The following is a 13,394-nucleotide window of genomic DNA, read 5'->3' as shown; positions in this document are numbered from 1 at the left end:
ATATAATTTTTTACGGCTTCAGGTTTTCCGGCTGTGCTTGCGGCATAGAACAGGTTTTGGTATTCTGTCTGTATGGGATTTTCTTATTCTGCGCTTGAGCAGTTTATTTTGCCCGGTTGTGACAGGCTGCGCTTTATCGTTTCGTATCTTAATGAAAGGAACGTTCAGGCGGCAGTTATGCCTGTTGACGGAAAAAATCATATTTACGTTGTATTTCCGCGTTCAGCATACAATACGTCGCTCAGGATAAAGACTGTGATTGCGCATTATGACCATGCGCCTGAAAGTCCTGGTGCTAATGACAACAGTTTTGCCGTCATTGCAATGATGGACTGGGCGTGTCGTCTTGCAAAGTGCCGTACGGCTCATAATGTCAGGATGATTTTTACGGACGGAGAGGAAATGTCCGGCGGTTCGTCCGGGCTTAATCAAGGTGCGTATTCGCTTGCGCAGACATTCCGGCGGCTCGGAATAGACGGCGACGACATATTTGTTTTTGACTGTATGGGGAGGGGAACAGTTCCCGTTCTTGGAAAAGTCATTCTTCCGGCTGAAATTTCTTCTTCTTTCAGAAAGCAGTTTACAGGTCTTTACGAAAGGACTTTTTCGCTTTTACAGTCAGCGTGCGGCGGCTGTGCAATGACGCTTCCTGTTTCGTACAGTGACAACGCCGGTTTTATTGCAAGCGGAATTCCTGCCGTCTGCGTAACTATGCTTCCGCTAGAAGAAGCCGCCGCCTACGCCTCCGCCGTACAGCAGAACGCCGCTCTTTCGCAGTACGTTATGAACAAAAAATGCCCTTCCGGAATACCGGAAACAGTTTTAAAAAATGCGCTTCCGTATACCTGGCGGCTTTTTCATACGCCGTATGATAATGCGCAGAGCATTACGCCTCACAGCGCGGCGGTTTTTGAGCGCATACTTCAGCGCATTTCCGAAATGAAAACTATGGAGCATAAAAAATGAATTATTCCGACAGCGAAAACATTAAGGCACAGAAACTGCTTTTAAGAAAAAAAATAAAGTTCGAACTGAAACTGTTTTCGCAGGGCGGAAAAGCCGCCGCCGAATCAGAATCGGTATGCCGGGTGTTTTTACAGTCTGATGCATACCGCAATGCTTCAGCTGTTTTTGCTTATATGAATATGCCTTCTGAACTTGACGTTTCTTCCGTTATTGCGGTGGCCTTTCGTGATGGAAAAGAAGTCTGCATTCCAAGAATTGTTCCGGGAACAAACCAGATGGATTTTTTCTATCTTGATGGTTCTCTTCCGCTTGAAAAACAGACAGAACCAGGTGTGTTTCAGATACTGGAGCCTAAACTTTCATTGCAGAAAGTTCCTTTAGGGAAGTTTTTCCCGGAAAATGCAGTTATTCTTGTTCCCGGACTTCTTTTTTCTGCGGACGGAAAACGTCTTGGGCGCGGAAAAGGCTTTTACGACAGGTATATTGCCGCCATTCCGGCAGAAAAAAAAGCGCTTCTCTGCGGAACGGGCTTTTCCTTTCAGCTTGCGCCTGATGTTCCCGTAGAACCGCACGACCGACGCCTTGACTGCGTTATTTGCGGCGGAAAAATGTATTTTTCTCGAAACGACGGAGTTTGAAAAAATCAGTAACGCCGAAAATCAGTAAGGCTCTTTTTCCTTTTATTTTTTTGCGTCCGCAGAATAAAGGCGAAGCGGCGCTGTTTTCGGAATGAAGTCTTCTGCACACAGACGGTACTCTTCTTCTGATGCCTGCATAACCATCTGGTAATCATCAAGATACTGCGCCGGATTTTTTCCTCCGTTCCGTATAAGGATTGCCGTTCCCCTGTTTTCCGCCGTTTTTTGCAGCGCGTTTAAAATCCAGCTGCTTCTTACAGCCTGTACTTCTTCTTCCGCGACGCTTCCTGAAAGCCGCTCTAAAAGTTCGCCGGCTGATTTTTCAAACAGTTCAAATATTTTTGAAGTGTGGTCTGCGGTAAGGAACGTAACTGCCGCTCCCTGAACTTCACGGGTTTGCGGAGCAATTTTTATTCCGGAGCATACGCCGTCTGCATTTTCTTCAAGGATTTCTGCAAGCCGCCATACAAGTGCGTCAAACAGCACTGAATTTGAGGACTCCGGCGGCGGTGCTTTTAGCCAGTACTGCACCGGGTCGGAAAAATTCGTTGTAGGAATAAGAATAGCCGGCATCGGGCCTGCATCTTCAGCCTTTACGTCCGTGTAAAAAAGGTGGCGGAGCTTTACGGAAACGCTCCTGTTTTCCGGGAATGCCGGCGTTTTATGTAAATGCGGAACGCCGCCTTCGTTTTTTTTCGAAAGCAGTCCGAACGTGTTTTTAAGCGGCTCTTTCAGATAGTCTTCATCAATATTTCCTACGATAACAAGCGAGTAGAGCGCCGCGTCCAGAAACTGCGGATAAGCGGCAAGAATGTCCGCGTACTGCGTGTTCTGAAGAATGTCATTCTCCGAATCGAACGCGGTGCGGTACGCCTCATCCTCATACAAAAAGCGGACTGCACGGTGATACAGCTGGTTTACCGCGCTCGCATTGTAAAGGCGTTTCTGCGTCTGCACGGTGTAAACGTAACTATCCGCCTCTGCCGGTGCAATTTCCCCGAAAATGAGCGCATCAGAAATGCATTTCAGGCAGATTGCCGCGTCCTCTTTTGCACATTCTACGGTAATTGCGCTGTACGAAGTAAAAGTTTCGCTTAAAACTTCAGGTTCTGACTCAAGCACTTGATTTATGCGGTATTTGTTTATTTCTTTCTGAACGTTCGAGGCAAACGCATTTGTCATTACTTTTTCAAATCCGTTTGTGCGCGGAGAATAGAGCGTTCCGCCGTCAATTGCCACAAGAATAAGGACGTTCGACGTTGACGATGTGTTTTTTACCGTAACAGGAATTCCATTTTCCAGAGTGAACGTTTTAATCGAATTTCTGTTTCTGCTGATAAAATCAGGCTGTTCTTCCTCTGCTTCATAATCCTGACCGTCCGCCGGTTCTTCTTCTGCGGAAGAAAATTCTCTTGTGTACCAGGCGCTGTTTTTTACGGTGATTTCTTCATATCCGAGTTTTTTAAAAGACTGACGGTTTTTTCTATATACATCATCATTCAGCAGGATAAAGACGAACGGCTGTTCCGAATCCACGGGCTGCTGTACGCTCCTTATGTTTTCTGCCGCAACATCGCGCGGTCGGTTTTCCATTCGTTCTGAAAGAAGCGTACTTTCCTGAGTTCCGTTTCCGTTCAGCTGTTCCGTTGCCCAGAACTGCGAAAGATAGTCCATATAAGATACAGGATTTGAAGTTACTGCGGAAAAAGACTCCGAAATCGTTTTTTTAGCGGCGGCATATTCGTCCGAACCAGTGTTTTTTACGCCTTCCTTTATTTTTGATATGAGAAGTTCCGCCTGGTCTGCAAGCGTTACTTTTTTGTTTACGGGTTTTTCCATAATCGTCTGGAAGATAAGCCGGGAACTTCCGCTTTTATGAGCCGCCGCAGCGTGAATGTACTCACCGTCGCGAATTGCAAGGTTTCTCTGTTTAAGAAGAAGTTTTTTCACCGAAGAACCGTCTGCGTTGTATGCGGCGGCAGAAATATCGCACTGTGTCATAGAAAGAGATGTAAACTGAACGACTGCCTGCGTTATTTCGGAGGAAAAATCTTTTGAAACAAGGACGAATTTGTGTTTTTCGCCGCCGGCTTTTACAGGAATGATATGTTCCGAAAAAGATGCTTCTCGATATGCGCCGAACGTTTCTTTTGCCGCTTTTAATGCATCCTGTTTTTTTATGCTTCCAGTTATGAATACGGCAGAATTCTGCGGCGTATACCAGTTCTGTGAAATTCCACACAGAATGCTCCGCGCCTGTTCTACCGTCATCCGCGTAAAAATTGCCGGATACACTCCCGAATCGTGCTTCCACGGCGCGGCGGAAAAAACGCGCGAATCAATGCCACTGTTTATAAACGTTGACGGAAACTGCGCCTGCCGCTGAACTTCTGCTTTAAGGGAAGATAATTCTTTGCTCAGCGAATTGTCTGTAAAAACAGGATTGAACGCCGCTTTGGAAAGATACGTCATCGCCAAAGAAAACTGCGCCGGAGAAACTGTCATCCTGTACCGTGAAGAGTCTGCGTTACATTCAGCAGAAAGCGCAGGAAGACCTGCGGAATTTTCCGGCGCGGCATATTTGAAAAGGCGCGAATAAAGGGTGAAAAAGCCTGTCGTGTCTTTATTCTGTGAGCTTATTCCGGCTTTTACCGCATATTCAATATGAATTGTCGCGCTGGAAAAATCTTCCAGCACAAAAACGGACGTTCCGTTTTCAAGCGTATATTCCGAATATGAAGCCGGCGGAAAAGCTGAGGCAAAAAGGACTGTGTGCAGGGCAATCAGTATTGTGCATGCAAGCGGTGTGCGTTTCATACAGTAACTATACCATTTTTTGCGGCGAAAATACAGGACGTTTACAAGCCGTACAAAGGAACTAAAAAAAAATCACTCAGACGTAAACTGCATTACAATCCCGGCGGAATGCGGAAATGCATCGGGAAGAACGGCTGTCCTGGTAAATCCGTATGAGTCGTAAATTCGCCGCGCTCCCGTCCATTGTTCGTTCACCAAAAGTACCATTGACTGTACTGACTGTATGCGTTTTTTAATAAATGAAAGCCCCGTTGAAAAAAGTCGGGCGCCGTTTCCGCATCCTCGATATTCCGGAAGGAGTGCAAATGACGAAATGTACAGGATTTTTCCGTCCGCGCGGTGCATTTTCGATATGTCATGACCTACGGAAAAATCAGCTGGGTTTTCCGGAATGCTGCTCCAAAGTTCGCTGCACAAATAACCGGCTGTTTTACCGGTGCTGTCCGTAAAAAGTACAAACCCGTCCGGGAACAGCTCAATACGCCGCCGGAATACAGCTTCCGTTTCCTGAATATCAGGCTCAAAAGAGGCGCGTTCAATTTTCATTACGGCGCATAAGTCCAAAAGGGCGGCGTTTCGAAGCGAAAAAACTTGTTTCATAAAAGCGTTTTTAGCAGGGCGGAACAGCCGGTCAGTAAATCATTGTATGTGTCGTCAAAATTACCTGTATACCACGGATCTGCAATATCCCTGTCTTTTCCTGTATAAGTCAGAAGAAGCTTTATTTTGTCGTCAGGGTCTTTGTTCCATTCCCGCTGCATATAATACAGATTTTCAACGTCCATTCCGATTATAAGGTCGAATTCTGCGTAGTCATCAGCCGTTATTCTGCGCGCATGCCGCTTTGTAAACGGAATTCCTTTTTGTGTAAGTTTTTCGCGTGCGCCACGGTGAATGTCATTTCCGATTTCTTCCGTGCTTGTGGCAGCGGACTCAATTACAAAGTCGTTTTCCCTTCCTGCATCCTTAACGAGTTTTTTCATAATGAATTCTGCCATCGGTGAACGGCAGATGTTTCCGTGGCATACAAATAATATTTTTGTCATCGTGCGTTGTCCTTTTTAGCCTTTTATGTTTTATTTTTTTTGTATCATTCCTGAAAAGACTGTTTTAAGCCGATTATTGAACGTTTCGGTGTCTTCTTTAAGCGTATGCAGGAATCCGCAGTCACTGATTGTGCCTAGAACGGCGTTCATCTCATTTTTATTGCGGTACGTCATACACCTGTAATAGTCGGTAAAATCTTTTTCCCGGGAAGAAACGGACGATTCATACATATCGTTTGATATGACAGTTACGTCTTTTATAATGTCTTTGTAGATTGCGGCAGGAAAATCTTCTATTTTTGCGGAATACAGCCGTTCCAGAAGATAAAGAGAATACCCTGCCTTATACTCTGTGTAATGCGCCTGACATTCATCATAAAAAGAATGAACTTCCTGCCAGCTGTTGATTTTCCCTTCCTTTATTTTTTTGAACAGTTCATTCAGTTTTTTCTGCGGAATAACCTGTCCGCCGGCGTTTTCCCAGTCTGTGTAAAGCGGAATTTTTCTTATTTTCTCGATAACTTCTTCCGTGACTGTTTCAAAGCCGTTGTCGCTGCAAAAGTCGACAATCGTTTTTGTGCAGAAATACTTGATGATTTTGCGGTACATTTTATATGCATTGCCCGGCTTGTAAATGATTGAACCGTATTTTTTCTGGCAGATATTGTCGTGCAGTGTGAAGGACTGTGCTTCTTTTGAATGAAGAAAGTCTTTTCCTGCCTGACGCAGTTTTTCCGGGGTATCCGCCTTTTCCGCGCGCTCCGGGGCAAGTTCTGAAAGATTTTCCGCCGTTAAATCAATGAGCCTGTCTATTGCATCTTCTACTTCCTGCATGGTGTCCGGCGCAAAAGGGTCTGTTTCAATATGCTGAATTTTCTGAATTCTCTTGTCACGCGCAGAAAATTTATACTTGTTCCGCACGATTGCAAACATATCGTACATAAACCACCAGGCTGGTATTATGTGGACAGGCGAATCTGGTGATTCCCCTTGAGCAACTAGCGCAAACGGATATTCAATGTCAAGTTCGTACTGATAAGAGCCTTTTGCAATAAGCACGAACGAAGCAAAACGGCTGTTGTGCTTGAAACTTGAACTTAATCCCGGCCAGAAACCGCGCCCTGCAATGATTTCTCCGTCAGGACTTCGCGAGTTGTGGTTGCTTCCGATTGTTGCACCAGCTGCAATGTTTGACTGCCCTAAAACAGTCGTTGCAATAAGGAACGATGAATTATGGTGCTGTTCATGGAAAGGGAAAATAAGGTTGTTCAAAAGTTCACAGCAGGACACTGTTGAATTGTCGCCCAAAACGGAATTCAAAAGCCGCGCTCCGTATTTTAGCTGGCAGTTCCGCCCGATTACAAACCGAACTGCAACTGCCTGATAGAAAATGTGACAGCCGTAACCTACAATGCCGTTTACAAGTTCTACGCCTTCACCTATCTGGCTTACTTCATCGGAACTTGAAAGAATTGTTACGTTCTTTATTTTAAATGCACCCTTAATATACGCGCATGCCCCGATTTTTGCATCTTTTATAAGCGTCGTGTTTTTTATGACGGCATCATCTTCTATAATACCAAACGTATTAAGCGTTTTAGGATATTCAGCCTCGGTAATAACCTTAAGCCGTTCCATAAGAACATTGTCATCCCTGTAGCGTGACCAGATGTATGCGTCCGCCGGAATCATTTTTTCAAACGGAAGAACGGCACGTCCTCCGTTTTCATTGCTTACGGCAATGTCTATTCGGTTTGATTCCGGCTCTCCTTCCTTTAATATGCCGTTTCCGAATTTGGAGTGATTTGTGCAGCTCAGTTCCTGAATATTGAACAGCATGATTCTGCTTCCGATGTGATAGTTATCAATTGCCGTATTGTGGATTGCGTTGTCGTTGCCTGTTACGACATCCCTTAGTTTTGAATTATAAATTCCTGTCCGCAGTTCCAGATCATGATATTTTAGCATTGCCGGCCAGATTCTTCCCAATACAACAAAACCTGAAAACGTAGAATTCTTTATGAGAGTAGGGTCAAAACCAAAACGGTCATCATCAACATAAACGTTTTTCCATTCCGGGTCTTCGCTGGAATTCAGATTGTCGGTAAGAACAGAAATTTCTGCCGGAGTAAGGCGCCGCTTTCCCTTAAGGTACGCTTCCGGAACTGTAATATCTATTTTTGCTTTGTCTATAAAAGTTAAAACAGGCATTTTTCTATTGTACTTTTGAGACAGTTCTTTGTCAAATTGAAAGAAACTTCTGCGGAAACAGCTTTAAGTTTATTTTTTTTCTGCGGATATGTCTTCTATAATCATCTGAATGTGAGCAATTTGCTTTTCTGTAAGCATGGAAACTTCTATATATTTTTTATTATCTATTCCAAGTAGATAATCCGTACTTACCATAAAAAAACGTGATATTGCTATGAGCATTTCTATAGACGGCTGAATGTTGTCATTTTCCCAGTTACTGATGCACTGCTTGCTTACGCCTAGTTTTGCGGCAAGTTCCGGCTGACTCATTCCTCTTGACAGACGAAGTTCACGAATTCGTTTATTTATCATAAAAATCCATTATTGAAATACTATTTTAGTATTTGTAGTTGACTAAAACAAAATACTAAAGTATTTTAATTGTTGACCGATGTGCAGTGTGATATTTTAAGGACAGCCTGAAAGATGAGGAAAGTTTCATGCATTCTGATAAATTTTTTATTTTTCTGGCGGTAATGAGCTATATTGTGTTGATTTCAATGACTTTATTGATATTGTTATGAGAAAGTTTAGTTTTATCGTTATTATTTCTTTGATGAGTTCATTTCTTTTGTTTTCGGAAAGTGACCGGGATGAAGAAAAAACAGATGACCTTTTTAATGAAAGGGTTCAGTTTGCGATGAGTAATCCCGACTATATGGTTACAGCTGGTGATATGTATCTTTTGTCATATGCCGCCGGCTCAAGTTATGTAAACTATTCGATTCCTGTTGACAATACGTATGAAATTAAGGTTGCAAACCTTGCGACTATCGACGGAAAAGGAAAGACGTTCCTTCGTCTTAAAAAGGAAGTTGAGGCAATTGTAAACCGCAACTATCCGATGGGCGGCGTACGTTTTGTACTTACACAACCGGCACTTTTCAATGTATTTGTAAAGGGCGAGGTAAATGCTGCCAGGACGGAAAACGCGTGGGCAATGACACGTCTTGGTGAAGTTTTTGAAAAAGATCTGACTGACTATTCTTCCCGACGAAGTGTTACTATTGTTTCAAAGGAAGGCAAAAAGAATGTCTATGATTTGTACAAATGTTATGCAGAGGGTGATTTTAGCCAGAATCCTTACCTGCGTCCTGAAGATACAATAATTGTAAACCGGTATGACAGAAAAGTTTCTGTTTCTGGTGCTGTTGAACGTCCCGGTACATACGAACTTTTACCTGGTGAACAGATTAATGAACTGATTAAGATTTATGGTAATGGACTGCGTTCCCGTGCCGATATGTCCTGTGTGGAATTGAGCCGTTCTGAAGATATTACGGATTCTGCAAATCACATAATCTATCTTGAAGAAAAAGATGTTTCTGCCAATTTTACGCTTTTGGACAGGGATTCGGTTTATATCCGAAGTTTTGACGAACTGAGACCTGTTATTTTTATAGAGGGTGCGATTATAGTTTCGCAGGACAGTGCAGAACTTATTTCGAGTAACAGACGCGCGGTAGTATTTGAAAAAAATGAAGACTATGTTTTTTTTGTACGTCGGAATAAAGATTTATTTACAGAAAGTTCTGATTTGGAAAATGCTTATATTCTTCGGGATAACAGTAAGATTCCTTTGAATCTTCAGGTGATTCTTTATGATAATGAGTTTGTTTCAGGGCTATCGCCTGAAAAATATGATACTCTGATAGTTCCTTTCAAACAGTCGTTTATAACGGTTGCAGGTGCGGTAAATAAACCGGGACGTTATCCGTATATTCCTAACCGCACTTGGGAATATTATATCGGTCTTGCAGGTGGTTTTGATAAAACCCAGAATCACGGTGAGGTTATTAATATCCGTGATATGAATAACAGAAAGGTTTCAAAAAACGGTTTCATAACGCCGGAATCTACAATAACAGCGGTTACAAATGCACCGACATACTATTTTAGTATTTATGCGCCGGTCGTAACCACACTTCTTTCTGCAGTTTCAACTATTTTTACTATAATAGCCGTAACGCGCTAGTATGTTACGGCGCACACGTGAAATAGAAACTGCGTTAAAGGGGCTGTTTAAAAGTATTGTCATTCTGAATTTATTTCAGCATCTACGCTATGTATAGGCATAGATTCCTAAATAAATTTTGAAAGCCAATATGCTTTGTGCTTATTAGATAACTCCATAGAATTTATGTATTTGACGGAAGTTAGTATTGCTGGTATATCTATAGAAGAAGGAAATGCCCGATTTCGTTGGTCGTTTCTACTTTATGGTGATAAAGCCGTCCTAATGGTACGAAAGGGCGGCTTTACTTTTTAACTCTTTCTGTTTTTTAGGTACGAAAGGGCTGACAGAATGAGAACAGCTAAATTAATGGCCAGCGAAAGTTTTTCGTATAATGTCATTCTGCAAAGCATCCCTTCATCATATTCCGACTGAAGCCGGTAGAGTTAGGGAGACGCGCCGCCTCGAAATCAGGCACTTCCAAAATCAGTATAGCATATACATCGTGTTCTGTATAGATAAAATCGGGCAGTATCGCCTGCGAAAAAAAAAGCCCTCCCATTACGGAAGAGCTTTTTTATCTGAAAGGTTTCCTTAGAAGCTACCTGCAACAGCTACTGCGCATACCTAAAATCGAAGAACCGTTAAAAAAAATTGTGCGCTAGCGCAATTTTTTAGGTTCATCGAAAAAATGGTTCGGAGCGAGACTTGCGAGCGACGGCAACAGCTTGCTGTAGCCTGCGCAAAAAAAAAAAGCCCTCCCATTACGGAAGAGCCTTTTTTTATAAAAATCTAACTTAGAATGAACCAGCAACAGCAACTGCGCAGGCTACAGTACATCCTACCATCGGGTTGTTTCCCATTCCCATAAAGCCCATCATTTCTACGTGAGCCGGAACAGAAGAGCTACCCGCAAACTGTGCGTCTGAGTGCATGCGTCCCAGAGTATCAGTAAAGCCGTATGATGCAGGACCTGCAGCCATGTTGTCCGGGTGGAGAGTACGACCTGTACCACCGCCAGATGCTACAGAGAAGTAGTTTTTGCCTGCAAGGAAGCGTTCTTTCTTGTAAGTTCCTGCAACAGGGTGCTGGAAGCGAGTAGGGTTAGTTGAGTTACCTGTAATAGAAACATCAACATCTTCGTGCCACATGATTGCAACGCCTTCGCGAACGTCGTCAGCACCGTAGCATTTTACGATAAGGCGGTCAGGGTTGTTTCCGTAAGGAATTTCTTTTACGACTGTAAGAGCCTTGTCAGTTCCTTCGCCGTTGAAGTAGTCAAACTTAGTCTGAACATAAGTAAAACCGTTGATGCGGCTGATAATCTGAGCAGCGTCTTTTCCAAGACCGTTCAAGATAACGCGGAGCTTATTCTTGCGGACTTTGTTTGCGTTTGCAGCGATTTTGATTGCACCTTCTGCAGCAGCAAAAGATTCGTGACCTGCTAAGAATGCAAAGCACTGTGTTTCTTCAGAAAGAAGGCGTGCGCCAAGGTTTCCGTGACCAAGACCTACTTTACGGTCATCAGCTACAGAACCTGGAAGACAGAATGCCTGAAGTCCTTTACCGATGTTTGCAGCGGCAGTAGAACCAGTTTTGTCTCCAGTTTTTTCTGCTTCTTTAATTGCAATTGCAGAGCCAAGAACGTAAGCCCATTTTGCATCTTCAAAACAAATCTGCTGAGTTGACTGGCAGATTTCATATGGATCAAATCCGCGTGCTTTGCAAAGGTCGCGTGCTTCCTGCAAGCCTTTTTCGCCTTCTGCAAAACCATATTCTTTAAGAGCCTTATTTACCTGCGGGATACGGCCTTCGTAATCTTCAAATAATGACATATTGTTATCCTCCGTTCCTACACTTAGTTTTTGCGTGGGTCGATAAGTTTTACCATACCCTGATCTTCTGTAACGCGGCCATAATGTGTGCGCGCTCCAGCGATAGCTTCTTCAGCAGGTTTTCCGGCTTTAAGAGCATCCATCAATTTACCAAAGTTGATACAGTTGTAACCGATAACCTGATTATCTTTGTCAACAGCCATTGTTTCAACGTAACCTTCTGTCATTTCAAGGTAGCGAGGACCAGTCTTGCGTGTTGCAAACATAGTTCCAACTTGTGAACGAAGGTTCTTTCCAAGGTCTTCAAGAGAAGCACCAACTTTAAGACCGTCTTTAGAGTAAGCTGACTGAGTACGTCCGTAAACAATCTGCATGAAAAGTTCGCGCATTGCAGTATTGATTGCATCGCATACAAGGTCAGTGTTTAAAGCTTCAAGAAGAGTTTTTCCAATAAGGATTTCTGAAGCCATAGCCGCTGAGTGAGTCATACCAGAACAGCCGATTGTTTCTACAAGAGCTTCTTCAATAATGCCGTCTTTAACATTCAAAGAAAGCTTGCAGGCACCCTGCTGAGGTGCACACCAGCCGATTCCGTGTGTAAATCCGGAAATGTCTTCAATTTTTTTTGCCTGTACCCATTCGCCTTCTTCAGGAATCGGGGCAGGTCCGTGATATGCGCCTTTTGCCAAAGGACACATATGCTCCACTTCTGCAGTGTATTTCATTTGTTACTCCTACTTACTACCGGCATAGCCTGGTAAAATAATTCTCGCCTGCAATAATATCATTAAAAGCCGGTTTTATTCAATTATGTTCATGTTGCAGCCAGACCGTATATTATAATTTTTTTTTCTACATATAGAAGAAAACAGAAAAAGTGTTATTAAAAAACAACAAAATAAAAAAAAGTTACAAAAAAAGTACTTGACAAAGTGTGTCGGGGGGGGGGTAAGCTATGTATTAGCATGAGTTGCATGCTAATAAAGTATAAGTATTTTAATAGGAGTGAAAAATGCTTAAATTACGAAATGCGGTATTAACCGCACTCTTGGCATTCTGTCTTGCAATGCCTTTTGTTTCCTGCAGCTTCAATGACGGTGCTACAGGTGATGTGTCTAATCTGGTTTGTGATGTGTCTAATCTGGTTACGGAACAGACAGGCAATAATCAGAACGGCGGAAATGGCGGTTCTACAGGTGGAAACGAAAAACCTTCTGGAGGAGACGAGGATTCTGGAGATAACGGAAACGAAAATCCTTCTGGCGGCAACAACGGCGGAAGCGGAAACGAAAATCCTTCAGGCGGAAACGAAAAACCGACTGACCCCACTGAACCAGGTGCAGGAACTACGTATGTAGTAATATACAATGGAGATATAATTGAAGAATCTCTTCCAGAAAGTATGTGGTTTTACGGTGTGGAGGAAGTTAACCTTGAAGAAGGTGTTGATTATACAATGAAAGGAAATGAAATCACACTGACATATAGTGGCTATCAGAAGGTGCTTCCTCTGCTTGAGAGTAGTGGCGGAGACGGTGGACAGGAAGTTATCCCCCCTGTAACAGATGGCCCTGTAACAGATGGCCCTGTACCAGATGTCCCTGGTGACGGCAAAGGAACGTATACGGTAATGTACAATGGACAACCATTAGTGGATGAAAATGGAGAGGTTGTTACAATTCCTGCAGCTGCCTTGGATTATTATAAGTCCATTCTTTCAGAAGGGGATTATACAATCAGCGGAAATGTAATCACACTGACAGAAAGTGGCTTTAATAAGCTTAATAAGCTGTCGGCTGCTGGTTCTGGTGCTGGTGAATAAGGTTACATCGAATAAACCGCTTTATTACAGGTGTTTTATCATCAATAAAGAAAGATTTTTATT

The 13,394-nt window shown here is 43.1% G+C and carries 11 protein-coding genes; 4 read left to right on the top strand and 7 right to left on the bottom strand.

The genetic code is table 11. The features are described 5' to 3' along the window. Nucleotides 1-72 precede the first annotated feature (72 nt). Both B5D55_RS01955 and B5D55_RS01950 read left to right on the top strand, forming a co-directional pair. Nucleotides 73-966 carry a M28 family peptidase gene (locus tag B5D55_RS01955; RefSeq protein WP_078932313.1) on the top strand — a complete coding sequence of 298 codons (894 nt, stop codon included), beginning with the start codon at nt 73-75 and terminating at the stop codon, nt 964-966. Beyond that, nucleotides 963-1,604 (top strand): 5-formyltetrahydrofolate cyclo-ligase, encoded by a 642-nt coding sequence (locus tag B5D55_RS01950; RefSeq protein WP_078932312.1) that lies wholly within the window; start codon nt 963-965, stop codon nt 1,602-1,604. Before B5D55_RS01955 ends, B5D55_RS01950 begins: the two co-directional genes overlap by 4 nt. Nucleotides 1,605-1,646: 42 nt before the next feature. Here B5D55_RS01950 and B5D55_RS01945 read toward each other — a convergent pair whose 3' ends face one another. The 5 genes from B5D55_RS01945 to B5D55_RS01925 all read right to left on the bottom strand — a co-directional run bounded on the left by B5D55_RS01945 (nt 1,647) and on the right by B5D55_RS01925 (nt 8,032). Next, the gene (locus tag B5D55_RS01945) at nt 1,647-4,421 is read right to left on the bottom strand and encodes a M16 family metallopeptidase (RefSeq protein ID WP_078932311.1); all 2,775 of its coding nucleotides are present in this window, start codon (nt 4,419-4,421) and stop codon (nt 1,647-1,649) included. A gap of 72 nt (nt 4,422-4,493) precedes the next feature. Beyond that, a complete protein-coding gene (locus B5D55_RS01940; RefSeq protein WP_078932310.1) occupies nt 4,494-5,021 on the bottom strand; it encodes a GNAT family N-acetyltransferase in 528 nt (175 codons plus the stop codon). Beyond that, entirely contained in the window at nt 5,018-5,467 is a 450-nt protein-coding gene (locus B5D55_RS01935; RefSeq protein ID WP_078932309.1) for a low molecular weight protein-tyrosine-phosphatase, read from the bottom strand. Before B5D55_RS01935 ends, B5D55_RS01940 begins: the two co-directional genes overlap by 4 nt. Before the next feature lie 30 nt (nt 5,468-5,497). Beyond that, the gene (locus B5D55_RS01930; protein ID WP_078932308.1) at nt 5,498-7,678 is read right to left on the bottom strand and encodes a DUF4954 family protein; all 2,181 of its coding nucleotides are present in this window, start codon (nt 7,676-7,678) and stop codon (nt 5,498-5,500) included. A gap of 69 nt (nt 7,679-7,747) precedes the next feature. After that, nucleotides 7,748-8,032 carry a helix-turn-helix domain-containing protein gene (locus tag B5D55_RS01925; RefSeq protein WP_078932307.1) on the bottom strand — a complete coding sequence of 95 codons (285 nt, stop codon included), beginning with the start codon at nt 8,030-8,032 and terminating at the stop codon, nt 7,748-7,750. Nucleotides 8,033-8,240: 208 nt separating this feature from the next. Between B5D55_RS01925 and B5D55_RS01920 the strand changes: the two genes are divergently transcribed. After that, complete coding sequence (locus tag B5D55_RS01920) at nt 8,241-9,695, top strand: SLBB domain-containing protein (RefSeq protein WP_078932306.1); 1,455 nt, start codon at nt 8,241-8,243, stop codon at nt 9,693-9,695. 776 nt (nt 9,696-10,471) lie between these two features. Here B5D55_RS01920 and B5D55_RS01915 read toward each other — a convergent pair. Continuing rightward, nucleotides 10,472-11,509, bottom strand: coding sequence for a GGGtGRT protein (locus B5D55_RS01915; RefSeq protein WP_078932305.1), 1,038 nt, complete (start codon nt 11,507-11,509; stop codon nt 10,472-10,474). A 23-nt stretch (nt 11,510-11,532) separates the two neighbouring features. Then, nucleotides 11,533-12,234 carry an iron-sulfur cluster assembly scaffold protein gene (locus tag B5D55_RS01910; RefSeq protein ID WP_078932304.1) on the bottom strand — a complete coding sequence of 234 codons (702 nt, stop codon included), beginning with the start codon at nt 12,232-12,234 and terminating at the stop codon, nt 11,533-11,535. 287 nt (nt 12,235-12,521) lie between these two features. Here B5D55_RS01910 and B5D55_RS01905 point away from each other — a divergent pair, with 287 nt between their 5' ends. Next, the gene (locus tag B5D55_RS01905; RefSeq protein ID WP_143593132.1) at nt 12,522-13,331 is read left to right on the top strand and encodes a copper resistance protein CopC; all 810 of its coding nucleotides are present in this window, start codon (nt 12,522-12,524) and stop codon (nt 13,329-13,331) included. Nucleotides 13,332-13,394: the final 63 nt, after the last annotated feature.

It is taken from the genome of Treponema porcinum (assembly GCF_900167145.1).
In the GTDB taxonomy this organism is placed as follows: domain Bacteria; phylum Spirochaetota; class Spirochaetia; order Treponematales; family Treponemataceae; genus Treponema_D; species Treponema_D porcinum.
This window is presented reverse-complemented; position numbering and strand designations above follow the sequence as displayed.